Here is a 23,282-nt window from a genome sequence, read left to right on the forward strand (position 1 = left end):
GAACGACGTATCGACGCTACTTGCCAGAAACTCAGTGGAATGAGAACAGCAACGCCGACGACAGCGCGCCGGACTCCAGCAGGAACCAGGTGGCCGCGCTGGCAAGGGCCAGGTGGACTGCGGTCCAGGTCATAGGGCGGCGCGACATGATGGTTCTCCTGAAGATGGCGGATAGGTGAATGATGGTCACAATAGTAAATGTCTAGCTGGACACCCGGCATCGGTCAAATATCCGTCGGGTTGTAGGACTAAACCTTGTCGAGAATTTGTGTCGCACAATTGACACAAGTAGCCGTGGCACTACACCCATAACGTGACGACCCCGCCAAAAGTTGACCTCCTACGCTTGAAGTAGGTGGCGTCCTATAGTCGAGTTGTCGCCGTACTAATAAAGTCGGCGTCATCATGACCCGACACGATCCCACCCTCATGCACCGCGGCCTGCTCGCCGTGCGCCGCAATACCATCCGACGCCTCCTGAACGCCGTGTTCGGCATCGCGCAGCTGCGCGAAGGCCAGCAGCGCGTGATCGACAGCGTGCTCGACGGCAAGGACACCCTGGCCATCATGCCTACCGGCGGCGGCAAGTCGCTGTGCTACCAGATCCCGGCCAAGATGCTGGAGGGGATCACGGTCGTTGTTTCGCCGCTCATCTCCCTCATGAAGGACCAGCTCGAGAAGCTGGAAGAGATCGGCATCCGCTCGGTCCAGGTCAACAGCAGCTTGTCCGCCGAAGAAGAACATGCCGCGCTCGAGGCGATCGCCAGCGAATCCTGCGAAATCGTGTTCTGCACGCCGGAACGCCTGGTCTCGCCCGAGTTCATCGACGTGCTGCGCAAGGTCACGCTCGACATCGTCGTGATCGACGAGGCGCACTGCATCTCGCAATGGGGCCACGACTTCCGCCCGGCCTATATTGGCCTGGCCGCCGCGATCGAGGCGATCGGCCGCCCGCCGGTGCTGGCGCTCACGGCCACCGCCACCGACGAGGTGATCGCCGACATCGGCAAGCAGCTGGGCCGCAAGCTGAACGTGATCAATACCGGCATCTACCGGCCCAACCTGCATTACCGCGTGCGGCAAGTCACCAGCGCCAGGGAGAAATACCAGGAGGCGCTGCGCCTGGTGCAGGAGACGCCGGGCGTCGGCATCGTGTACGCCGCCACTGTCAAGGTGGCCGAGGAGATGCTGGCCGTGCTCGAAGAAGCCGGCGAATCGGTCACGCTCTACCATGGCAAGCTGTCGGCAGCCGAGCGAAAGATGAACCAGGACCTGTTCATGGAGGGCGAGCGGCGCGTGATGGTGGCCACCAATGCCTTCGGCATGGGCATCGACAAGAGCGATACCCGCTTCGTGATCCACCTGCAGATCCCGGCCAACCTCGAATCCTATTACCAGGAATCGGGCCGCGCCGGCCGCGACGGCCTGGACGCCGAATGCACCCTGCTGTTCCTGCAGGACGACAAGCGCATCCAGCAGTTCTTCCTGGTCAAGCACTATCCGGATGCGCAAGAGCTGCAGCTGGTGCACGAGACCGTGCGCACCCTGCACGAGGACGGTCCCGTGACGGGCCGCCGTCTCGAACAGGCGCTGGAAGACATCGCCGAGTCGAATATCAAGGTCTGCCTCAAGCTGCTCAAGGACGCCAAGCTGGTGCGCCAGAACCGCAAGCTGGAATACCTGCCCAGCGCATCCGAGCCGCGCCCCGGCGTGTATGCGCGCCTGGCCCATGTGTATGTGCAGAAGCAGGAGCGCGACAAGGACGCGCTGGACCAGATGGTGAGCTACGCGGTGAGCGGCTTTTGCCGCTGGAAGCTGCTGCTCGATTACTTCGGCGACCAGGCGCCCGGTTTCGAGAAGTGCTGCAAGTGCGATAACTGCCTCAACCCGCCGGCCATGAGCCTGACCGAGGACATCGTCATCCGCGACGATGAGTTCGATCGCGAGCCGGCGCCCGAGCCGGTCAAGCCTAAATTCGAGGTCGGCGCGCGCGCCAGGTCGGCCAAGTTTGGCGAAGGGGTGGTGGTCGCCATCGCCGGCGAGCAGGTCACGGTCGACTTCCCGGATGGGGAGAGCCGCAGCTTCATGGCCGACTTCCTCGAACAGGTGGAAGCGTAAGGGATGCCGATGGGAGACATGGTCGTCGTCCGCAAGGAGGGGCTGTACTGCGTGCCGGGGGATTTCTATATCGACCCGTGGCGGCCGGTGGCGCGCGCCGTCATCACGCACGCCCACGGCGACCACGCGCGCGTCGGCCACGGCCACTACCTGGCGGCGGCGCCCGGCATCGGCGTGCTCAAGTCGCGCCTGGGCGACATCTCGGTCGATGCGCTCGAGTATGGGGAGCGTGTCACCCACAATGGCGTGACGATCTCGCTGCACCCGGCCGGGCATGTGCTGGGGTCAAGCCAGGTGCGCATGGAGTGCGGCGGCGATGTCTGGGTGGCGTCGGGCGACTACAAGGTCGAACCGGACAAGACCTGCGCGCCGTTCGAGCCGGTGCGCTGCGACACCTTCATCACTGAATCGACCTTCGGCCTGCCGATCTACCGCTGGCAGCCGGAGCAGCAGGTGATGGACGAGATCAACGCCTGGTGGCGCAAGAACGCCGAGGAGGGCCGCTGCAGCGTGGTGTTCGCCTATTCCTTCGGCAAGGCGCAGCGCATCCTGGCCGGGCTCGATCCATCGATCGGTCCCATCGTCTGCCACGGCTCGGTCGAGCCGCTCAACCGCGCCTACCGCGCGGAAGGCGTCGAGATTCCGCCGACCGTGATGGTGAGCGACGTCGACAAGGCCTCCTTGCGCCGCGCGCTGGTGGTGGCGCCGCCGTCCGCGAGCGGCTCGCCGTGGATGAAGCGCTTCGGCGACTACAGCGATTCCTTCGCCAGCGGCTGGATGCTGCTGCGCGGCGCGCGGCGCCGGCGCGGCGTCGACCGCGGCTTCGTGCTGTCCGACCACGCCGACTGGCCAGGCTTGATGAGCGCCATCAAATCGACCGAGGCCGAACGCGTGATCGTCACCCACGGCTCGATCCCGATCCTGGTGCGCTGGCTGTGCCAGAACGGGCTGGATGCGTCGGGCTTCGAGACCGAATATGGCGACGAGGAAGAGGACGACGCAGTGGAGCAGCCATCGCCACCGGCCGGCGCGGCGGCATCGAGGGAAGCGGCGCAGGAAGCTTCCAGCGGAGACGCCGATGCGTGAATTCGCGCGCCTGTACGCCGACCTCGACGAAACCACGTCGACCACCCGCAAGCTCGACGCGCTGCAGGGTTACTTCGCCAATGCCGCGCCCGAGAACGCCGCCTGGGCTGTCTACTTCCTGGCCGGCGGCAAGCCGCGCCAGGCGGTGCCGACCAAGCTGCTGCGCCAGTATGCCATCGAATACGCAGGCCTGGACGAATGGCTGTTCGACGAGTCCTACCACGCGGTCGGCGACTTCGCCGAGACCATCGCCCACATCCTGCCGCCGCCAGGCGAACGCTCCGACGTCGGCCTGGCCGAGTGGATGGAGCAGCGCATCGGACCCTTGCGCGGCGCCGATCCGGGCCGCATCCGCGAGGCGCTGTTCATGTACTGGAACGAACTGGATTGGCGCGAGCGCTTCCTGCTGGTGAAACTGATCGGCGGGGGTTTTCGGGTTGGCGTCTCGAAGCTGCTGGTGACGCGCGCGCTGGCGGCGATCGCGGCGGTCGACAGCAAGCTCATTGCCCAGCGCCTGATGGGCTGGACCGACGGCCGCGTGAAGCCCACTGCGACAGGCTTCCTGCAACTGATCGCCGAGCAGTCCGACGAAGAGCACAAGCTGCGCGGCGGCCAGCCTTACCCCTTCTTCCTGTCGCACCAACTGAATGGCGACCCGGCCAGCCTGGGCGAGCTGGACGACTGGCTGGTCGAATGGAAGTACGACGGCATCCGCGCGCAGCTGGTGCGGCGCGACGGCCAGAGCTTCCTCTGGTCGCGCGGCGAAGACCTGATCACCGAACGCTTCCCCGAGCTGGCGGCGGCGCGCCTGCCCGACGGGATGGTGCTCGACGGCGAGGTGCTGATCTGGCAGCCGGGGTGCGACATGCCGTCGCCCTTCGCCGACCTGCAGAAGCGCATCGGGCGCAAGACCCTATCAAGCAAGCTGCTGGGCGAGCTGCCGGCCGTGCTGTGCTGCTACGACCTGCTGGAGCTCGACGACGTCGACCTGCGCGGCCTGCCGCAGCACGAGCGGCGCGCGCTGCTCGAAGTGGAGGTGGCGAAGCTCGACCAGCCGCAGCTGCGCCTGTCGCCGCTGGTCCACGCCGACAGCTGGGAAGCGCTGGCGACCTTGCGCGCCGGCTCGCGCGCGCGCAGCGTCGAAGGCATGATGCTCAAGAGCCGCACGGCCCACTATGGCGTCGGCCGCACCAAGGACGTCGGCACCTGGTGGAAGTGGAAGATCGACCCTTACGCCATCGACGCCGTGCTGCTGTACGCCCAGCCGGGCAGCGGCCGGCGCGCCTCGCTGTACACCGACTACACCTTCGCCGTGTGGGATGGCGAAGGCGCCGAGCGCAAGCTGGTGCCGTTCGCGAAAGCCTATTCGGGCCTGACCGACGCCGAGATCGCCCAGGTCGACAACACGATCCGGCGCACGACCATCGAGAAATTCGGCCCGGTGCGCTCGGTCAAGCCGACCATGGTGTTCGAGATCGGCTTCGAGGGCATCGCGCTGTCGCCGCGCCACAAGGCGGGGATCGCGGTGCGCTTTCCGCGCATCCTGCGCCGGCGTCTTGACAAGCCGGTGGAAGAAGCCGATACGCTCGACACGCTCAAGGGCTTGCTGGAGGCGGCCACCGCATGAGCCGTAATCCGGTAAGCGCCCGCATCGACACCTGGTTGTCCAGCCGCGGCTGGACCGCCTTTCCCTTCCAGCGCGCGGTGTGGAAGGCCGCGCTGAAGGGCGAATCGGGCCTGCTGCATGCGAATACCGGCGCCGGCAAGACCTTCGCGGTCTGGTTCGCGGCGCTGCAGCGCGCCGGCCTCGACACGGGAAGGGCCAGGGCGGGCTTGCGCGTGCTGTGGATCACGCCGATGCGCGCGCTGGCGGCCGACACCCAGCGCGCGCTCGAGGATTCCGCCGCCGAGCTGCTGCCCGAGTGGCGCATCGGCGCGCGCACCGGCGACACCAAGTCGGCCGAGCGGGCGCGCCAGACGCGCAGCATGCCGGCGGCCCTGGTGACGACGCCCGAGAGCCTGTCGCTCATGATCAGCAATGCGGCCGCCCACGAACAGTTCCGCCATCTCGACATGGTCATCGTCGACGAGTGGCATGAGCTGATGGGCAGCAAGCGCGGCGTGCAGGTGCAGCTGGCCCTCAGCAGGCTGCGGCGCTGGCGTCCCGAACTGCTGGTATGGGGCGTGTCGGCGACGATGGGCAATCTCGACCTCGCGCGCCAGGTGCTGCTGGGTAGCGATTCGGGCGTCCTGGTCGAGGGTGACACGCGCAAGAAAATCGTCGTCGACTGCCTGATCCCCGAAAACGTCTCGCGCTTTCCCTGGGGCGGCCACCTGGGCCTGCAGATGCTGCAGCCGGTGATCGCCGAGATCGAGGGGCACGAGGCGACGCTGGTGTTCACCAATACCCGCTCGCAGGCCGAGATCTGGTACCAGAACATCCTGGAGGCGCGGCCCGACTGGGCCGGCGTGATCGCGCTGCACCACGGCTCGCTCGACCGCGAGGTGCGCGAGTGGGTCGAGCTGGGCCTGAAGAACGGCATCCTGAAGGCGGTGATCTGCACCGCCAGCCTCGATCTTGGCGTGGACTTCCTGCCGGTCGAGCGCGTGCTGCAGATCGGCAGCGCCAAGGGCGTGGCGCGCCTGCTGCAGCGCGCCGGCCGCAGCGGCCATGCGCCGGGCCGGGTCTCGCGCGTGACCCTGGTGCCGACCAACAGCCTGGAATTGCTGGAGGCGGCCGGCGCGAAGAAGGCGGTGGCCGCGCGCCGCATCGAAGGCCGTTACGTGCCGAATAAACCGTTCGACGTGCTGGTGCAGCACCTGGTGACGGTGGCGCTGGGCGGCGGCTTTCGCTCCGCAGAGTTGTATGAAGAGGTGCGCCAGGCCTGGTCCTACCGCCACCTGACCGAGGAAGAATGGCAGTGGGCGCTCGACTTCGTCGCGCGCGGCGGCCAGAGCCTGACCGTGTATCCCGAATACCGCCGCGTGTTGCCGGACGACGAGGGCGTCTACCGCGTGCCCGACAGCGCCATCGGCCGCCGGCACCGGATGGGCATCGGCACCATCATGTCCGACGCCACGATCCAGGTAAAGTACATGAGCGGCGGGCGCATTGGCAGCGTGGAGGAATCCTTCATCTCGCGCCTCAAGCCCGGCGACCGCTTCCTGTTCGGCGGGCGCATCCTGGAATTCGTGCGCGTGCACGAGCTGACCGCCTTCGTGAAGCGCGCCAGCGGCAGCCGCGGCGCCATCGCGCGCTGGCAGGGCGCCAAGATGCCGATGTCGAACGAGCTGGCCCACGCCGCGCTGGAAGAGCTGCGCCTGGCGGACCAGGGCGTGTTCGACGGCCCCGAGATGCGCGCCATCGAGCCGCTGATCGCCATCCAGCAGCGCTGGTCGGCGCTGCCCACGAGCGAGGTGCTGGTGCTCGAGTCGATGAAGAGCCGCGAGGGTTACCACCTGTTCATGTATCCGTTCGCGGGCCGCTCGGTGCACATGGGCCTGGCGTCGCTGATCGCCTTTCGCGTCGGCCGCGCGCAGCCGATCACGTTCTCGATCGCCATCAACGACTACGGCTTCGAGCTGATGGCGCCCGAGCCGGTCGACTGGGCGCGCATGTTCGACGCGCCGACCGGCGCCGGCGTGGACCTGTTCGATACGGCGCGCCTGCTGGAAGACGTGATCGACAGCCTGAACGCGACCCAGCTGTCGCAGCAGCGCTTTCGCGAGGTGGCGCGGATCGCCGGCCTGGTGTTCTCGGGCTATCCGGGCCAGCCGAAGTCGAACCGCCAGCTGCAGGCCTCGTCCTCGCTGTTCTTCGAGGTGTTTCGCAAGCACGATGCCGGCAACCTGCTGCTCACCCAGGCCGAGCGCGAGGTGATGGAGCAGGAACTCGAACTGACGCGCCTGCGCGACACGCTGGCCGAGCTGCACGCGCGCCGGATCGCCTATCGCGAGGTGAAGCGCGCGACGCCATTCGGTTTCGCCCTGATGGTCGAGCGCTTCCGCGAAAAGGTCAGCACCGAGAAGCTCAATGACCGCGTGGCGCGCATGCTGCGCGAACTCGAGAAGGCGGCGGCATGAGCGGCGCGATGGTGCAGGTGGCCGGCGAATCGCTCCTGCTGTTGCCGGAGAAGGCGATCTATTGGCCGCGCGAACGGATGCTGATCATCGCCGACATCCACTTCGGCAAGGCGGCCGCCTTCCGTTCGCTCGGGGTGCCGGTGCCGCGCGGCACGACCTCGGAAAACCTGGCCGGCCTCGACGCCCTGGTGGCCACCCACGGCGCGCGCCAGGTGGCCTTCCTGGGCGACTTCTTGCATGCGCGCGCCGCGCACGCCAGCTCGACCCAGCTGGCGATGCTGGCCTGGCGCCAGCGCCATCCGGATCTCGGCTTGATGCTGGTGCGCGGCAACCACGACCTGCATGCGGGCGACCCGGCGGCGGCGCTGGGAATCGCGCTGGTGGACGAGCCGCATGCGATCGGGCCGTTCGCCTTTTGCCACCATCCCGGCGTCGACGCGCCCGGCTATGGCCTGGCCGGCCACGTGCACCCGGTGTATGTGCTGGCGACCCGCTTCGATGCGCTGCGCCTGCCATGTTTCGTGGTCGGCGAGCAGGGACTGATCTTGCCGTCCTTCGGCGCGTTTACCGGCGGCCACGCGGTCAAGCCGGGGCCGGGCGACCGCATTTACGTGACGTCGGGCGATGCGGTCCACGCCGTGCGCTGAGGCTATCGGTTCGTAACCGTACGGACCTGGCTCTTTCGTACAGGTACTGTCTCCTGGAACTGAAGGCGGTGTAATGCCGTCTGCCAACCGAAGGAGATTGCCATGAAAAAACGCATCCTGATGTGTTCGCTGGTGGCTGCCCTGGCGCCGGCCGGCATGCTGCTGGCGACGAGCAGCACGGCCCTGGCGCAGACCGCGCCGCCCGGCCGCACCGTGACGCCCGCCATCGAAGGCTTCCACGTCGAGAAGGTCGCGCGCCTGGAGCAGGGCGCCGCCTTGCACTTCCATGTCTACGGCACCCGGAACGCATCGGTGAACGTGACCATCGACGGCGCCACCCGCGGCGTCCAGATGCAGGAAACCGATCCCGGCCAGTACAGCGGCAGCTATGTGATCGGCAACCACGACCGCTTTCAGCCGAACAGCCCGGTGACCGCCGAAATGCGGCTGGGCAGCCAGGTCGCCACCACCGTGCTGCGCGACGGCCTGGTGAGCGGCGCGGCGGCCTCCGCGCAGGCGCAAGATCCCGCGCGGCAACTGGCCTCGAAGGAGGCCGGCGTCGCCAGCGCGGCCCGGGCGCCGCGCCGCCGCCGCCGCGCACGACCGAGCGTCCGCGCGTGGCGCGCTACTGCACCAGTTGCGCGGTCGTCGAGAAGGTCGAGATCGTACGTGAAGCAACCGGGGGAGCGCGGCCACTGGCCAGCGACGTGCAGGCCGCCCAGCGTTACCGGGTAACCGTTCGCTTCGACACGACGGAAGCGACGCAGGCGATCGAATACGACAACAACCCGGGCTACCGCAAGGGCGACCGGGTGCGTATCAATGACGGGGTGCTGTCGCTCGACAAGGAGTAAGGCAGGCGTCAATGAAAACGCCCGCCTGGGCGGGCGGGCATCGTCGCTGGCTTGATGAGGGATAGTCAGACGGTGGCCAGCACCTGGTCGTCACCAGGCTGGTCGAGCTCGGCCTTCTGCTTGGTGCTGCCCTTGGTGCGCGAACGCGAGGGCGGCAGGCGGCGCAGCGTCTTGAGCGATTCGGCATCCTTGATGCCGATGGTGCGCTGGTCGACGGTGATCAGGCCGATTTCGTTGAAGGCCGACAAGGTGCGGCTGACGGTCTCGAGCGTGAGGCCGAGGTAGCTGCCGATCTCGTGGCGCGTCATGCGCAGGTTGAACAGCTTGCTGGAATAACCCATCGCGGCGAAGCGGTCGGCCAGCGAGACCAGGAAGCGGGCCACGCGCGCCTCGGCCGACAGGGCGCCGAGCATGCCGATCATGGTCTGCTCGCGCACCAGTTCGCGGCTCATCACGCCGTACATCATGTTCTCGAGTTCGCTGTGGACGCGACCCAGTGCGGTCAGTTTCTTGAACGGCAGCAGGATCAGGTCGCAGTCGGACAGCGCCACGGCCTCGGAGGCGTAGTGGCGCGTATGGATGCCGTCGACGCCGAGCATATCGCCCTTCATGGGGAAGCTCAGCACCTGTTCGTTGCCGAATTCGTCGATCAGCACCGTCTTGAGGAAGCCGGAATTGACGATGTACAGGGTGTCGAAGGCCTGGCCGATCGTGTGCGCGCGCTGGCCCGTCTTGAACTGCACGTGCTGGAACAGTAATTCTTCGGAGCTCACCGAGACGCTGGCTGGAATACGGAGCAGGTCGCACACTTCTTTCAGGTTGGACCAGAGGCGACCCTGGCGCTGGCGTCCGGCTTCCATCGGGGAATGCAGGGTAGGCTGGGTAACGTTGCGTTGATCTGACGGTGGCTGGGACTGCATGCTCATCTCCGGTAAGGAACTCAGGTTTCACGCGACCCCGGCGGCACGGCAGCGTGCGGAAAGCGCGTCTGCCATGCCATGGTTTTATATGGCTGACGCCGTGACTTGGATCGCAAGCAAGTCGAAACGCTGAATTCAGTATGCCAACACGAGTCCGGCACGAATATCAGCGTTGCCTGAATATGTAGGTAGGACAGATGGTGTGGTTGTAGGAATACTCCTACTACCAGGAACGCCGCCCGAATGACGGAAGGTGGCACAACAGAAACAGATGGGGTGTGTCCGGGTGCCGGCGCCAGCCTGCGAAAAGAGGCGCGCGCCGCACGAAAACCACGCGCGGCGGTCAAAGGAAATCAGCGAGTCACGCCTTCAGTGGCGACAACAGGCGGTGTGCGACGGCATATTGCACCATTTCGGACAGCGAACTCATGCCCATTTTCTGCATGATGCGGGTCTTGTGGGTGCTGACGGTTTTCACCGACAGGTGCAGGCCATTGGCGATCTCGGTGATCGACTTGCCGCTGACCAGCAGCGAGAATACCTCGAATTCGCGGTCCGACAACTGCTTGTGCAACAACTGTTCGCTTGGCGCCATGATGTTCAGCGCCAGCTGTTCGGCCACTTCGGTACTGATGTAGGGCCGTCCCGAGGCGACCTTGCGGATCGCCCCCACCAGCTGCGTGCCGGCGCTTTCCTTGGTGAGATAGCCCTGGGCGCCGGCCCGGATCGCGCGCACCGCGTACTGCTCTTCTTCGTGCATGGTCAGGATCAGGATGGCCAACTTGGGCGCTTCGCTGCGCACCTGCCGGATCAGGTCGACGCCGCTGCGGCCGGGCATGGACAGGTCGAGCAGCAGCAGGTCGAAACCGCCCTGGCGTACCAGCGACAAGACTTCGAAGCCATTGGTGGCTTCGCCCACGATGTCGACTTCCTCGGCGCCGTCCAGGATGCGCTTGAGGCCTTCGCGCATGATCGTGTGGTCATCGGCGATGACGATTCTTACCATTATCGATTCCTCGAGCCTGAAGCGGTTTCCTACCCTGATCAGCAAAAAAACTATTGTAGCTGTAAATACAAGAGCGCGCGGACGGCGGGGTCAGGAAGCCGCCGGCTCGGCGATCAGGCGGTGCACCAGCACCGGCTTGGTCGTATGCGACAACACCTTGTTGGTGACGCTGCCCAGCAGCAGCTGGTTCCAGCCGCTGCGGCCGTGCGAGCCCATGAAGATCAGGTCGCAGCCTTCCTGCTCGGCGACGTCGACGATCTTGAGCGCCGCCGAATCGGAAAACGCCGTCATGCATTGGTACCGGAGATTGGCGCCGGCGCAGGAGCGCGTGATCTTGCCCATGTATTCCTCGCCCATGCGCCGCATCTGGGCGATGTAATCCTCTTCGCTGGGGTAGGAGGGCGGGATGATCTCGACGTAGACGGGGTACTGGTACTCGGGAGCGACGAACAGCGCCAGCACCTCGGCGCCCATCTGCTGCGCGAATTTGACGCCGGCGCAGGCGGTGTGCTGCGACACGGCCGAACCGTCGGTGGTGATCAGGATCTTTCGGTACATGATGTTTCCTCCTCCTTGCCACGCCCATTCTGACGACTCAGTGCAGGATGGCGATTTCTGAGACGCAAACAGTTGAGGTCTATCAAATGAACAAACACTGCTGCGCTGCGACGGGAAAACCGACCTACGATTACAAAATACAACACCATGCTTATGAAAAGCATCAGGAACACCCGGTTTTAATTGTCGCGGAATTAAGTTTCCCTGTCCATTTTGTTGCATTGTCTTCTCTGAGATTTACCTACGGCAACCACACTGCTACACTCGCTTCAATTACTCCACCGCACTTTTTACGGCCGAACCGGCCCGGTGGATGCAGCAGAACCCCCGGATTGCAGAGCTGATTGCACATTTATACATTATGGAGAAGCAGGGATTATGACCGACGCCGCTGACGATTTCGACGCACTATTCGAGGAAGTGGCGGCGCAGCGCACCAGCGCACCGCCCGGTCCTGCGGCCGAGCCGGCCCCCGCCGCGGCCAGCAATGACGAGGACGACCTGGAATCCTTGTTCGACCAGGTGTCCGCCACCGCCGCGCCGGCTGTCGCCGCCGTGGCCGCCACTGCCGCGGTCGCCACCGTGGCGCCGGCCGCCGCGCCAGCCACCGGCACCCATGCCGAGGATGGCCAGGAACACGGCATGTTCGAACGCCTGGGCGGCATCGTTCGCCTGCTGCACGACTCGCTGCGCGAGCTGGGCTACGACAAGGCGCTGACCGAGGCGTCGTCGCAGATCGTCGACGCCCAGGACCGCCTGGAATACGTCGCCACGCTGACCGAACAGGCCGCCAACAAGGTGCTCAACACCCTGGACGAGGGCATGCCCGCGCAAGACCAGCTGCAAAAGCAGGCCAAGGACATGGAGACCCGCTGGGCCGACCTGTTCGAGGGCAAGCTGAGCCTGGACGAATTCAAGGCCCTGGCCGGCGATTCGCGCCAGTTCGCCGCGCTGGTCAACGAAGCGACCGAAGCCGAACGGGCGCGCCTGCTCGAGATCATGATGGCCCAGGACTTCCAGGACATCACCGGCCAGCTGATCAAGAAAGTGGTCAAGATCACGCAGACCGTCGAGAGCGAGCTGGCCCAGCTGCTGCGCGACAATGCGCCTCCGGACATCAAGGAAAAGCTGGCCAAGAAGGAACAGCCAGCGGCTCCCGCGCCGCTGATGCAAGGCCCGTCGGTGCCCGAAGCGGCGCTGAACCAGGATAGTGTTGACGATCTTCTTGCCGATCTGGGATTCTAATGGACGATATGCTGAAGGATTTCGTCGTCGAGGCGATGGATCTGGCGGTAAACGTAGAAGAGCACCTGCTGCGCCTCGAACGCGACCCCGATAACAAGGAAACGCTGAACGCGGTGTTCCGCTCGTTCCACACGATCAAGGGCGGCGCCGGCTTCATGGGCCTGCCCGCGCTGGTCGCGGCCTGCCACCTGACCGAGAACCTGTTCGACGCGCTGCGCACCGGCGCCGCGCCGGTGACGCCGCTCGCGGTCGAGGCGGCGCTGCAGGCGTCGGGCTTCGTGGCCGACCAGCTGGGCGACCTGAACAACGGCACGCCGCCGGAAGGCCTGGCGCAGATGCCGGGCGACCTCGAACGCATCCTGATGGATGCGATCGAAGGCAAGGACAGCGCCCCGGCGGCTGCCGCGCCGGCGCCCGCGGCTGCGCCGGCGCCGGTCGTCGCGGTGGCGGCCGAGGTTGCCCCGGCCACCCCGGTTGCGCCCGCTGCCTCCGGCGAGGATGGCCTGGACTGGACCAGCATGTACAACGCCGTGGTCCCGGCCGCGAACGCGATCGACGCGAGCGCCGCATCCGCGGCTGCTCCCGCTGTCCCCGCTGCCGCCCCGGCTGTTGCCCCCGCTGCTGCCGCGGTTGCCGTCGCCGCCCCGGTTGCCGCCCCTGTTGCTGCAGCGCCCGCCAAGAATTGGGACGGCGTCGAGCGCCGCACCGACACCAAGCCCGCCGCCGCCGCGCCGGCCAAGGACGAAAGCATCCGTATCGACGCGGTCAAGCTCGACGCGCTGCTCGAAGTGGCAGGCGAGTCGGTGCAGGCCGCTAACCAGGCCGCCGTGCTGCTGGAACGCCTGCAGCAGTTCAAGTTCGAAGGCCAGGCTGCCGTGCTGATCGCCACGCTCACCGAAACGCTGGAGCGCGCCTCGCGCTACTCGGCCGAGCTGCAGCGCGCCACGCTGGCGACCCGCATGCAGCCGGTGGGCCGCCTGTTCCAGAAATTCCCGCGCCTCGTGCGCGAGCTGGCGAAAGACCTGGGCAAGGACGTCGAACTGACCATCGAAGGCGCCGAGACCGAAGTCGACCGCGTGGTGGTGGACAGCCTGTACGATCCGCTGGTGCACATGCTGCGTAACGCGCTCGACCACGGCGTCGAATCGCCCGAGGAACGCGTCGCCGCCGGCAAGCCGGCCAAGGCCTTCATCCTGCTGAAAGCCTGGCAAGAGGCCAACAGCGTCATGATCGTGCTGCAGGACGACGGCAAGGGCATGGATCCGGTCAAGCTGCGCAAGAAGGCGGTCGACAAGGGCCTGATCGGCGAGAACGGCGCCCAGAGCGACGAAGACGCCTACCAGCTCGTGTTCCTGCCGGGCTTCTCGACCAAGGAAGTGGCTTCCTCGGTGTCGGGCCGCGGCGTGGGCATGGACGTGGTCAAGACCGCGGTCGAGAAGAACCGCGGCGCCATCCGTATCGAATCCTCGCTGGGCAAGGGCACGCGCTTCGCGATCCGCCTGCCGATCGAGCTGTCGATCGTGCCGACCATGCTGGTGTCGACCTCGGGCGCGCAACTGGCGCTGCCGATGGCCGTCGTCGAGCGCGTGGTCGAGCTGCCGGACGATTTCGCCTGCGTCGGCGGCGCCCCGGTGCTGAAGGACCAGGGCCGCCCGCTGCCGGTGCGTTCGCTGGCGCTGGCGCTCGGCTACGAGGCCGCTTCCGAGAAGGTCGGCATCGTCATCAACGCGCCGCAGCCTTACATCCTCGCGATGGAAGCGGTGGACGGCACCGCCGACCTGGTGATCAAGCCGATGACCGCGCTGACGGTCGAAGGCATCACCGGCACCGCGCGCTCGGCCGAGGGCGAGCTGGTGCTGGTCGTTGGCTTGTCGTTCCTGATGGATGGCTGCAGGAGCAGCGTCAGGCTCGCAGCCTGAGGTAATTCGCAATATCGCGATCCGCGCCAAAAGCGCAGACAAAAGCCTGTGTCCTCGACACAGGCTTTTTTTATTTGCATCCAGCAAACCCCTTGCAAATATTATTTGCTGCGTGGTAAGGTCGTTGGCATAAACTGGCGCCGCCCCGCCTTGGTGCGGCACTGCACAACTATGGCATAATCGAAAACCGTCCCGCCTGTCGCACGATGGCGGGCCGCGCTTCACTTCACCGCAACACTGGATCGACCATGCAAAAAACGCTCTACGACAAACTCTGGGATTCCCATGTCGTGCGTGCCGACGCCGATGGCACCACAGTCCTCTATATCGACCGCCACCTGGTGCACGAAGTCACCAGCCCGCAAGCCTTCGACGGCCTGCGCGAAGCTGGCCGTGGACTATGGCGCGTGTCCGCGAACCTGGCCGTGGCCGACCACAACGTGCCGACCACCGACCGCGCGCAAGGCATCGCGGACCCGACCTCGCGCCTGCAGGTCGAGACGCTCGACGCCAACACCAAAGCGTTCGGCCTGACCTATTTCGATATGAACGACAAGCGCCAGGGCATCGTGCACGTGATCGGGCCCGAGCAGGGCGCGACCCTGCCGGGCATGACCGTCGTCTGCGGCGACTCGCACACCTCGACCCACGGCGCCTTCGGCTGCCTGGCGCACGGCATCGGCACTTCCGAAGTCGAGCACGTGCTGGCCACGCAGACCCTGCTGGCCAAGAAATCGAAGTCGATGCTGGTCAAGGTCGAGGGCGCGCTGAACGCCGGCGTGACCGCCAAGGACATCGTGCTGGCCGTGATCGGCAGGATCGGCACCGCCGGCGGCACCGGCTACGCCATCGAATTCGGCGGCTCGACCATCCGCGCGCTGTCGATGGAAGGCCGCATGACGGTCTGTAATATGGCGATCGAAGCGGGCGCGCGCGCCGGCATGGTGGCGGTCGACGACACCACGATCGCCTACGTCAAGGATCGTCCATTCTCGCCCAAGGGCGAGCAGTGGAGCCAGGCCGTGGCCTACTGGCGCACCCTGCACACGGACGAGGGCGCGGTGTTCGACACCGTGGTCGAACTCGACGCCAAGGACATCCAGCCGCAGGTCACCTGGGGCACCTCGCCCGAGATGGTCACCGCGATCGACGGCCGCGTGCCCGATCCACAAAGTGAGCCCGACCCAGTGCGCCGCGGCGCCATCGAAAAGGCGCTGGCCTATATGGACCTGGCGCCGAACACCCCGATCGACGCCATCGCGATCGACAAGGTATTCATCGGCTCGTGCACCAATTCGCGCATCGAAGACCTGCGCGCCGCCGCCGAGGTGGTGCGCGGCCGGCACCGCGCGCCGAACGTCAAGCTGGCCATGGTGGTGCCGGGTTCGGGCCTGGTCAAGGAACAGGCCGAGCGCGAAGGGCTGGACCGCATCTTCGTCGATGCCGGCTTCGAATGGCGCGAGCCGGGCTGCTCGATGTGCCTGGCGATGAACGCCGACCGCCTGGAGCCGGGCGAGCGCTGCGCCTCGACCTCGAACCGCAACTTCGAAGGCCGCCAGGGCCAGGGCGGACGCACCCACCTGGTGTCGCCGGCGATGGCGGCGGCGGCGGGCATCGCCGGCCGCTTTGTCGACGTGCGCGCGCTCTGATGCGTTAACCGGACACGACCGTATATCAAGTAACAGGAAGATCATGAAAAAAGCACTCGCACTGTCCCTCATCACTGTTCTGCTGGCCGGCTGCAACACCATCTCGGGCATTGGCCGCGACGTGTCGAAAGTGGGCCAGGTCGTCACCAGCGCTGGTGGTAAATAAATAACTGAGATCCCCGCTTGCGCGGGGATAAACCTTGGGTCCCCGCCTGCGCGGGGATGACGTTAAATGGACAAATTCACCGTACACCAGGGCCTGGTGGCGCCGCTCGACCGCGCCAATGTCGATACCGACGCCATCATCCCGAAGCAGTTCCTGAAATCGATCCGCCGCACCGGCTTCGGCCCGAACCTGTTCGACGAGTGGCGCTACCTGGACCACGGCGAGCCAGGCCAGGATTGCAGCACGCGTCCGGTCAACCCGGACTTCGTGCTGAACCAGCCGCGCTACGCCGGCGCCTCGATCCTCCTGGCGCGCAAGAACTTCGGCTGCGGTTCCTCGCGCGAGCACGCGCCGTGGGCGCTGCAGCAGTATGGTTTCCGCGCCGTGGTCGCGCCGAGCTTCGCCGACATCTTCTTCAACAACTGTTTCAAGATCGGCCTGCTGCCGATCGCGCTCTCCGAAGAAGAAGTCGAGGCGCTGTTCCAGGCGGTGGAAAGCAATGAAGGTTTCCAGCTCGTGATCGACCTGGAGCAGCAGCGTATCGGCACCCAGGACGGCAGCCTGTCGTTCGCGTTTTCCATCGACGAGTTCCGCAAGTACTGCCTGCTCAACGGCCTGGACGACATCGGCCTGACCCTGCGCCATGCCGACGAGATCCGCGCCTTCGAGCAACGCCACGTCGCGGCCCAGCCGTGGCTCGCCAACACCATCTGATAGAAAGCAGCTGAATGAAAATCGCGATCCTGCCGGGTGACGGCATCGGCCCGGAGATCACCGCGCAAGCAGTGAAGGTATTGAACGCCCTCGGCGAATCGTTCGAGATGGAAAGCGCGGAAGTCGGCGGCGCCGGCTATGCGGCCCACGGCCATCCGCTGCCGGAAGGCACGTTGAAGCTGGCGAAACAGGCCGATGCGGTGCTGTTCGGCGCCGTCGGCGACTACAAGTACGACACGCTCGAGCGCGCGCTGCGTCCGGAGCAGGCCATCCTCGGCCTGCGCCGCGAGTTGAACCTGTTCGCCAACCTGCGTCCGGCGATCCTGTATCCGGAACTGGCCGGCGCCTCGACGCTGAAGCCCGAAGTCGTCTCTGGCCTCGACATCCTGATCATCCGCGAACTGACGGGCGACATTTATTTCGGCAAGCCGCGCGGCGTGCGCGAGTGCCCGGACGGTCCATTCAAGGGCCAGCGCGAAGGCTTCGACACCATGCGCTACGCCGAAGGCGAGATCCGCCGCATCGCCCACGTCGCCTTCCAGGCCGCCCGCAAGCGCGACAAGCGCGTGACCAGCGTCGACAAGGCCAATGTGCTGGAAACCTTCCAGTTCTGGCGCGACATCGTCACCGAGGTCCACCAGGAATACCAGGACGTCGCGCTCGAACACATGTATGTCGATAACGCGGCCATGCAGCTCGTTCGCGCGCCGAAAAAGTTCGATGTCATCGTTACTGGTAATATGTTCGGCGATATCCTGTCGGATGCCGCCGCGATGCTCACCGGCTCGATCGGCATGCTGCCGTCGGCCTCGCTCGACGACAACAACAAGGGCCTGTACGAACCGTCGCACGGCTCGGCGCCCGACATCGCGGGGCAGGGCGTGGCCAATCCATTGGCGACGATCCTGTCGGCGGCGATGATGCTGCGCTTCTCGCTCGGCCTGCTCGACCAGGCGGACCGCATCGAGAACGCCGTCAAGCGCGTGCTGGCGCAAGGGCTGCGTACGCCGGATATTTTCGAAGCAGGTTCCACGAAAGTGGGCACCGAAGAGATGGGCAACGCGGTGGTCGCGGCGCTCGCATAACGTTTAGTTAACCCTGAAAGAAGATGATGAAATTAGTTGGTCTGGTAGGTTGGCGCGGCATGGTCGGCTCGGTCCTCATGCAGCGCATGCAAGAGGAAGGCGATTTCGACCACATCGAGCCGGTGTTCTTCACCACCTCGAATCCGGGCGGCGCCGCGCCGAAGATGGCGAAAAACGAAACTACCCTGAAAAGCGCGACCGACATTACCGAACTGTCGAAATGCGAGATCATCATCTCCTGCCAGGGTGGCGACTATACGAGCGAGGTGTTCCCGCAACTGCGCGCGGCCGGCTGGAACGGCTACTGGATCGACGCCGCGTCGACCTTGCGCATGAACGATGACGCCGTCATCGTGCTGGATCCGGTCAACCGCAGCGTGATCGACGCCGCGCTGGCGAAAGGCGTGAAAAACTACATCGGCGGCAACTGCACCGTGTCGTGCATGCTGATCGGCCTGGGCGGCCTGTTCGAGCAGGGCCTGGTCGAGTGGATGACCTCCATGACCTACCAGGCGGCATCGGGCGGCGGCGCCCAGCACATGCGCGAACTGCTGACCCAGTTCGGCACCATCAACAATTCGGTGAAGTCGCTGCTCGACGATCCGGCCTCGGCCATCCTCGAGATCGACCGCACCGTGCTGGCGACCCAGCATGGTCTCTCGGCCGACGAGACGAAGCAGTTCGGCGTGCCGCTGGCCGGCAACCTGATCCCGTGGATCGACAAGGACCTGGGCAACGGCCAGTCGAAAGAAGAGTGGAAGGCGGGCGCCGAGACCAACAAGATCCTGGGCCGCGGCGCGGGCTTCGACACCAAGGCGATTCCAGTCGACGGCCTGTGCGTGCGCATCGGCGCGATGCGCTGCCACTCGCAGGCGCTGACCATCAAGCTCACCAAGGATGTGCCGCTGGACGAGATCAACGACATCATCGCGCAGCACAACGGGTGGGTGAAGGTGGTGCCGAACACCCGCGAAGCGTCGATGCGCGACTTGTCGCCGGCGGCCGTCACCGGCGGCCTGGGCATCCCGGTCGGCCGCCTGCGCAAGATGTCGATGGGCGACGACTACCTGTCGGCCTTCACGGTCGGCGACCAGCTGCTGTGGGGCGCCGCCGAACCGCTGCGCCGCATGCTGCGCATCGTGCTCGAGCGATAATCCTGCCTGTTGCCTTGATGGCAACTGACATGCAATCCGAGTATCGAATGCCCCGCTAGCGGGGCATTTGTTTTACAGAAGGCGCATACTCCGGTCGTCCGGGTGCGTCGAGACCTTGCGTGCTCCAGAGCATGATGTTATGTTGAGACTCCGGGAAACCGCCTTTCCCTCGGCCAACTCATTCCGCTGCTAACTATGCATTCTTCGCACCAATCTCCGCTCGTGGCAACCGCGCTGAAATCGATCACCGCCGCCGTCGCCAGTGCAGTGTTCCTGACTTCCGCCGCCAACGCAGCCGGGCTGGGGAAATTGACGGTGCTGTCGGCGCTTGGCCAGCCGCTGCGCGCCGAGATCGAGCTGACGGCCGGCGCCGGCGAAGACCCGGCAAGCATGGCGGTCAAGCTGGCTTCGCCCGAAGCCTTCCGCGCCGCGAACATCGAATTCAACCCGGCCCTGCTGTCGCTGCGCTTCGCGGTCGAAGAGCGCGGCGGACGCCAGGTGATCCGGGTCAGCTCTACCCAGCCGCTCAACGAGCCTTTCGTCGACATGCTGCTGGAGCTGACCTGGAATAACGGCCGCCTGGTGCGCGAATACACCTTCCTGCTCGACCCGGCCGAGCTGCGCACGACCCAGCCGGCCCAGGTGGCGGCGGCGCCGCAGAGCCGGCCCGCCGCGCCGCGCGCATCGTCCACGCCTGCCGCGCCAGCGGCGGCGGCGCCTGCTGAAGAAGCGCGCATCGCCGCCGCCCGCCGCGGCGCCGAACGCCAGGCGCGCGAAGCCCAGGCGCGCGCCGCGCAGGACAGCTACCGCGTGCGCCGCGGCGACACGCTCAGCGGCATCGCGCTCGACGTCAAGCCGGCCGACATCTCGCTCGACATGATGCTGGTCGCGCTGTACCGCGCCAATCCCGACGCCTTCATCGGCAACAATATGAACCGCCTGAAGTCGGGCCAGATCCTGAGCATCCCGGACGCTGATTCGGTGCGCGGCGGCGCCAGCCAGGGCGAGGCGCGCGGCGTGGTCGTGGCCCATGCGGCCGACTTCGACGCCTACCGCAACAAGCTGGCCGGCCAGGTGGCCAGCAGCGCGCCGAGCGCCACGCCGCAGGGCGGCCAGAGCGCCAGCGGCCGCGTCACCGCCCGCGTCGAGCAGCAGCCGACCGCCGTCAGCGAGGCGCAGGACAAGCTGCAGCTGTCCAAGGCCACGCCCGGCGCGGCCGGCGCGCCGGACGACGGCACCGCCAGCGTCGAGGACACGGTGGCCAAGGAGCGCGAACTGGCGCAGGCCGAGGCGCGCGTGAAGGAACTCGAACGCAACGTCAACGAACTCGAAAACCTGATGACGGTGCCGAGCCGCTCAGGCGCCGAAGCCGAGCAGGCCGCCGCTGCTGCCGCTGCTGCGACGGCCGCCGCCGAGAAGCCGGCGGCCAAGCCCGCGCCGCGCCCGCGTCCGGCAAAGCCGGCCCCGCCGCCGGAAAAAAGCCTGGTCGACACCATCCTGGACAATATGCTCTACATCGGCGCCGGCGCGCTGGTGCTGCTGCTGGCCGCGCTCGGCATCTCCCAGCGCCGCAAGCGCAACGCGCAAGCGGTCAAGCCCCCGCCGGCCGAACCGTCGGTGCTGGGCGTGCCCGGCGCCAGCGCCCACTCGCTGTTCGCCGAAACCGGCGGCCAGAGCGTGGACACGAACAACAGCGTGTTCAATTCCAGCTTCGCGCCATCGGCCAGCCAGCTCGACACCAACGAGGTCGATCCGGTCGCCGAAGCGGACGTCTACATCGCCTATGGCCGCGACGCCCAGGCCGAGGAAATCCTGAAAGAGGCGCTGCGCGTCCATCCGGAACGCCATCCGGTGCGCCTCAAGCTGCTCGAGATCTACGCCACCCGCAAGGACCTGCGCGCCTTCGAAGCCCAGGCGCGCGAGCTGCATGCCTTCACCGGCGGCCAGGGCGACGAATGGGCCCAGGCCGCGGCGCTGGGCCTGAGCCTGGACCCGACCAATCCGCTGTATGCGAACGCCGCCCCGGCCTCGAGCCCGACGCCGTCGCCGCAGGAACGCAACCAGCAGGCGATCCTGTCGCAGCAGTTCGAGGACGCCTTCCGTGGCGGCCCGTCGGTGGGCGCGGGCGCCGCGGCCGGCGTGGCTGCCGGCGCTGCGGCCGGCGCTGCCGCCGTGGCCCTGGCCAAGGACGACGAGGACCGCACGGCCGCGCCGCAGGCCGAGCCGGCCCCGGAGGCACGCACCGAAACCCGCAACGACGACAACACGCTCGACTTCGACCTCGGCGGCCTGACGTTCGAGCCGGTGACGAATGCCGACACGGCGCCGCCGGCGGCCAGCCGTCCTGACCCGGATGCGACCGCCGTGCCGGACCTGGAATTCGACATGGCGCCGTTCGCGCCGCCAGGCAGCGCGCCAGAGCAGGTCAAGAGCACGGCGGATGCGAACGACCTCGATTTCGACATGGACTTCGGCGCCGCGGCGACCTTCCAGCCAGCGGCTGCCGCGGCCACGGTCGACGAGGACGACGACTTCACGCTCGACCTGTCGCCGCAGTCGCAGGTGCAGGCGACCCCGGTCGACATGGCCGGCCTGGCCAAGGACTTCGAGGGCTTGCCGCCGCTGCCGGGCAGCACTCCGCAGCCGACCGTGGCGCAGGCCGATCCGCTGCACGACCTCGATGCCATGGACTTTTCCGCGCCAACCACGCCGGTTACGCCGGCGTTCGACGAGACGCCTGCGCGTCCTGCCGCCGCGGCCAGCGCATCGGAAGATCCGTTATTCGACCTGGACAGCATGGACTTCGGCACGCCGGGCGAAGCACGCGCGGAAGGCGGCGCCGAGCCGAAGGACTTCGGTGCGCGCGTCGACGATCCGTTCGACATGTTCGACCTGCCCGAGACCCCGGCGCCAGTGCCGGCGCCGCAGGAAGTGTCGGCGCGCGATGCCTTCGAACCTGCTTCGGCTCCCCCTTCGGCGCCGGCCGGCGACAGGGCCGCGCCATCGTTCGACCTGGCCGACTTCGACCTCGACCTGCCGCCTGAACCCGCCACCGCGCAGCCCGCGGCGACCGCGGCGACCGATCTGGGCGCGCTGGAATCCGAACCGGGCCAGATGTCGCCCGAGCACATGGAGATGGAAACCAAGCTCGATCTCGCCATCGCCTATCAGGAGATCGGCGACAAGGAAGGCGCGCGCGAGCTGCTGGACGAAGTCATCAAGGGCGGCAATCCCGAACAGGTCGGCAAGGCCAGCGCGATGAGGGAACTGCTGGCGTGACCCGTATCGCTTTGGGTGTCCAGTACATCGGCACCGGTTGGAACGGCTACCAGAAACAGCCGGAACGAAACACCGTCCAGGACCGTCTCGAGATCGCGCTGGAGAAGTTCGCCTGCGTCCCGCTGCACACCACCTGCGCCGGCCGCACCGACGCCGGCGTGCACGCCATCGAGCAGGTCGTCCATTTCGACACCGACCTGGCGCGCCCGGCCCAGTCGTGGGTGCGCGGCGTGAATGCCTTCTTGCCCGAGTCGATCGTGGTGCGCTGGGCCGCCGTGGTGGAGCCCGACGCGCAGGGGCAGGATTTCCACGCCCGCTTCTCGGCCCGCTCGCGCACCTATCACTACGTGCTCTACAACCATCCGAATCCGTCGGCGCTGCTGGCCAGGCGGGCAGGGTGGGTGTTCCGTCCGCTCGACGTCGAGCGCATGCGCGAAGGCGCGCGGCACCTGATCGGCACCCACGATTTCTCGAGCTTCCGCGCCAGCGGTTGCCAGGCGAACACGCCGGTGAAGGACATGCACGAGGTGAGCATCGCGCGCCATGGCGACATCATCGTGTTCACCCTGCGCGCCAGCGCCTTCCTGCATCATATGGTGCGCAATATCGTCGGCTCGCTGATCTATATCGGGACCGGCCGCAACGAGCCGGCGTGGATGCGCGAGGTGCTCGAAGCCCGTTCGCGCGACGCCGCCGCGCCGACCTTCATGCCGGACGGCCTGTATTTCGCGAAGATCGAGTACGATCCGAAGTGGAAGCTGCCGCAGGAGGACGCCACGCCCCTGCCGTGGCTGTGATC

19 protein-coding genes are annotated in these 23,282 nt (G+C 66.6%); 16 read left to right on the top strand and 3 right to left on the bottom strand.

Going from position 1 to position 23,282, the window contains the following annotated elements; translation table 11 throughout:
* Nucleotides 1–405: 405 nt before the first annotated feature.
* The 7 genes from LO55_RS13375 (at nucleotide 406) to LO55_RS26685 (ending at nucleotide 8,788) form a co-directional block, all read left to right on the top strand.
* On the top strand, nucleotides 406–2,118 hold the full coding sequence (locus LO55_RS13375) for a RecQ family ATP-dependent DNA helicase (protein WP_071361828.1): 1,713 nt from the start codon (nucleotides 406–408) through the stop codon (nucleotides 2,116–2,118).
* A 9-nt stretch (nucleotides 2,119–2,127) separates the two neighbouring features.
* Nucleotides 2,128–3,204, top strand: coding sequence for a ligase-associated DNA damage response exonuclease (locus LO55_RS13380; protein WP_071363786.1), 1,077 nt, complete (start codon nucleotides 2,128–2,130; stop codon nucleotides 3,202–3,204).
* Complete coding sequence (locus tag LO55_RS13385; protein WP_071361829.1) at nucleotides 3,197–4,831, top strand: ATP-dependent DNA ligase; 1,635 nt, start codon at nucleotides 3,197–3,199, stop codon at nucleotides 4,829–4,831. Before LO55_RS13380 ends, LO55_RS13385 begins: the two co-directional genes overlap by 8 nt.
* Nucleotides 4,828–7,287 carry a ligase-associated DNA damage response DEXH box helicase gene (locus LO55_RS13390; RefSeq protein ID WP_071361830.1) on the top strand — a complete coding sequence of 820 codons (2,460 nt, stop codon included), beginning with the start codon at nucleotides 4,828–4,830 and terminating at the stop codon, nucleotides 7,285–7,287. Before LO55_RS13385 ends, LO55_RS13390 begins: the two co-directional genes overlap by 4 nt.
* Nucleotides 7,284–7,934 (top strand): ligase-associated DNA damage response endonuclease PdeM, encoded by a 651-nt coding sequence (pdeM, locus tag LO55_RS13395; protein ID WP_071361831.1) that lies wholly within the window; start codon nucleotides 7,284–7,286, stop codon nucleotides 7,932–7,934. Before LO55_RS13390 ends, pdeM begins: the two co-directional genes overlap by 4 nt.
* Before the next feature lie 102 nt (nucleotides 7,935–8,036).
* A complete protein-coding gene (locus LO55_RS13400) occupies nucleotides 8,037–8,669 on the top strand; it encodes a hypothetical protein (RefSeq protein ID WP_071361832.1) in 633 nt (210 codons plus the stop codon).
* Nucleotides 8,642–8,788: a hypothetical protein gene (locus tag LO55_RS26685; protein WP_177185523.1), complete on the top strand. Its 147-nt coding sequence runs from the start codon at nucleotides 8,642–8,644 to the stop codon at nucleotides 8,786–8,788. The genes LO55_RS13400 and LO55_RS26685 overlap by 28 nt, the downstream gene beginning before the upstream one ends.
* Nucleotides 8,789–8,853: 65 nt before the next feature.
* Here the strand turns inward: LO55_RS26685 and LO55_RS13405 are convergent, their stop codons facing one another.
* From LO55_RS13405 to LO55_RS13415, 3 genes are all read right to left on the bottom strand, one after another.
* A complete protein-coding gene (locus LO55_RS13405) occupies nucleotides 8,854–9,648 on the bottom strand; it encodes a Crp/Fnr family transcriptional regulator (RefSeq protein ID WP_071361833.1) in 795 nt (264 codons plus the stop codon).
* Nucleotides 9,649–10,069: 421 nt separating this feature from the next.
* The gene (locus LO55_RS13410; RefSeq protein WP_005662702.1) at nucleotides 10,070–10,714 is read right to left on the bottom strand and encodes a response regulator; all 645 of its coding nucleotides are present in this window, start codon (nucleotides 10,712–10,714) and stop codon (nucleotides 10,070–10,072) included.
* A gap of 90 nt (nucleotides 10,715–10,804) precedes the next feature.
* Nucleotides 10,805–11,272 (bottom strand): universal stress protein, encoded by a 468-nt coding sequence (locus LO55_RS13415; RefSeq protein WP_071361834.1) that lies wholly within the window; start codon nucleotides 11,270–11,272, stop codon nucleotides 10,805–10,807.
* Nucleotides 11,273–11,650: 378 nt separating this feature from the next.
* On the opposite strand from LO55_RS13415, the gene LO55_RS13420 reads away from it, so the two are divergent.
* The 9 genes from LO55_RS13420 (at nucleotide 11,651) to truA (ending at nucleotide 23,280) form a co-directional block, all read left to right on the top strand.
* Complete coding sequence (locus LO55_RS13420) at nucleotides 11,651–12,517, top strand: protein phosphatase CheZ (protein ID WP_071361835.1); 867 nt, start codon at nucleotides 11,651–11,653, stop codon at nucleotides 12,515–12,517.
* Nucleotides 12,517–14,436: a chemotaxis protein CheA gene (locus LO55_RS13425; protein WP_071361836.1), complete on the top strand. Its 1,920-nt coding sequence runs from the start codon at nucleotides 12,517–12,519 to the stop codon at nucleotides 14,434–14,436. Before LO55_RS13420 ends, LO55_RS13425 begins: the two co-directional genes overlap by 1 nt.
* A 248-nt stretch (nucleotides 14,437–14,684) precedes the next feature.
* Entirely contained in the window at nucleotides 14,685–16,085 is a 1,401-nt protein-coding gene (leuC, locus tag LO55_RS13430; RefSeq protein ID WP_071361837.1) for a 3-isopropylmalate dehydratase large subunit, read from the top strand.
* A gap of 43 nt (nucleotides 16,086–16,128) precedes the next feature.
* A complete protein-coding gene (locus tag LO55_RS25870; RefSeq protein ID WP_005662697.1) occupies nucleotides 16,129–16,251 on the top strand; it encodes an entericidin A/B family lipoprotein in 123 nt (40 codons plus the stop codon).
* Nucleotides 16,252–16,317: 66 nt separating this feature from the next.
* The gene (gene leuD / locus LO55_RS13435) at nucleotides 16,318–16,965 is read left to right on the top strand and encodes a 3-isopropylmalate dehydratase small subunit (RefSeq protein WP_071361838.1); all 648 of its coding nucleotides are present in this window, start codon (nucleotides 16,318–16,320) and stop codon (nucleotides 16,963–16,965) included.
* A 14-nt stretch (nucleotides 16,966–16,979) separates the two neighbouring features.
* Nucleotides 16,980–18,050: a 3-isopropylmalate dehydrogenase gene (leuB, locus tag LO55_RS13440; RefSeq protein WP_071361839.1), complete on the top strand. Its 1,071-nt coding sequence runs from the start codon at nucleotides 16,980–16,982 to the stop codon at nucleotides 18,048–18,050.
* Nucleotides 18,051–18,076: 26 nt separating this feature from the next.
* Nucleotides 18,077–19,204, top strand: a complete 1,128-nt coding sequence (gene asd / locus LO55_RS13445; RefSeq protein WP_083415592.1) for an aspartate-semialdehyde dehydrogenase — start codon at nucleotides 18,077–18,079, stop codon at nucleotides 19,202–19,204.
* Nucleotides 19,205–19,426: 222 nt separating this feature from the next.
* On the top strand, nucleotides 19,427–22,483 hold the full coding sequence (locus LO55_RS13450) for a motility hub landmark protein FimV (RefSeq protein WP_229410140.1): 3,057 nt from the start codon (nucleotides 19,427–19,429) through the stop codon (nucleotides 22,481–22,483).
* Nucleotides 22,480–23,280 (top strand): tRNA pseudouridine(38-40) synthase TruA, encoded by an 801-nt coding sequence (truA, locus tag LO55_RS13455; RefSeq protein WP_071361842.1) that lies wholly within the window; start codon nucleotides 22,480–22,482, stop codon nucleotides 23,278–23,280. Before LO55_RS13450 ends, truA begins: the two co-directional genes overlap by 4 nt.
* Nucleotides 23,281–23,282: the final 2 nt, after the last annotated feature.

This window comes from Massilia timonae (assembly GCF_001866515.1).
Taxonomy (GTDB): Bacteria; Pseudomonadota; Gammaproteobacteria; order Burkholderiales; family Burkholderiaceae_D; genus Telluria; species Telluria timonae.

Coding starts and splice junctions, on each gene's coding strand:
- leuD (WP_071361838.1), top strand. CDS start 16,318: ATGGACAAATTCACCGTACACCAGGGCCTGGTGGCGCCGCTCGACCGC.
- LO55_RS13415 (WP_071361834.1), bottom strand. CDS start 11,272: ATGTACCGAAAGATCCTGATCACCACCGACGGTTCGGCCGTGTCGCAG.
- LO55_RS13410 (WP_005662702.1), bottom strand. CDS start 10,714: ATGGTAAGAATCGTCATCGCCGATGACCACACGATCATGCGCGAAGGC.
- LO55_RS13380 (WP_071363786.1), top strand. CDS start 2,128: ATGGGAGACATGGTCGTCGTCCGCAAGGAGGGGCTGTACTGCGTGCCG.
- LO55_RS13420 (WP_071361835.1), top strand. CDS start 11,651: ATGACCGACGCCGCTGACGATTTCGACGCACTATTCGAGGAAGTGGCG.
- LO55_RS13400 (WP_071361832.1), top strand. CDS start 8,037: ATGAAAAAACGCATCCTGATGTGTTCGCTGGTGGCTGCCCTGGCGCCG.
- pdeM (WP_071361831.1), top strand. CDS start 7,284: ATGAGCGGCGCGATGGTGCAGGTGGCCGGCGAATCGCTCCTGCTGTTG.
- LO55_RS13375 (WP_071361828.1), top strand. CDS start 406: ATGACCCGACACGATCCCACCCTCATGCACCGCGGCCTGCTCGCCGTG.
- asd (WP_083415592.1), top strand. CDS start 18,077: ATGAAATTAGTTGGTCTGGTAGGTTGGCGCGGCATGGTCGGCTCGGTC.
- LO55_RS25870 (WP_005662697.1), top strand. CDS start 16,129: ATGAAAAAAGCACTCGCACTGTCCCTCATCACTGTTCTGCTGGCCGGC.
- LO55_RS13405 (WP_071361833.1), bottom strand. CDS start 9,648: ATGGAAGCCGGACGCCAGCGCCAGGGTCGCCTCTGGTCCAACCTGAAA.
- LO55_RS13390 (WP_071361830.1), top strand. CDS start 4,828: ATGAGCCGTAATCCGGTAAGCGCCCGCATCGACACCTGGTTGTCCAGC.
- leuB (WP_071361839.1), top strand. CDS start 16,980: ATGAAAATCGCGATCCTGCCGGGTGACGGCATCGGCCCGGAGATCACC.
- LO55_RS13385 (WP_071361829.1), top strand. CDS start 3,197: ATGCGTGAATTCGCGCGCCTGTACGCCGACCTCGACGAAACCACGTCG.
- LO55_RS13425 (WP_071361836.1), top strand. CDS start 12,517: ATGGACGATATGCTGAAGGATTTCGTCGTCGAGGCGATGGATCTGGCG.
- leuC (WP_071361837.1), top strand. CDS start 14,685: ATGCAAAAAACGCTCTACGACAAACTCTGGGATTCCCATGTCGTGCGT.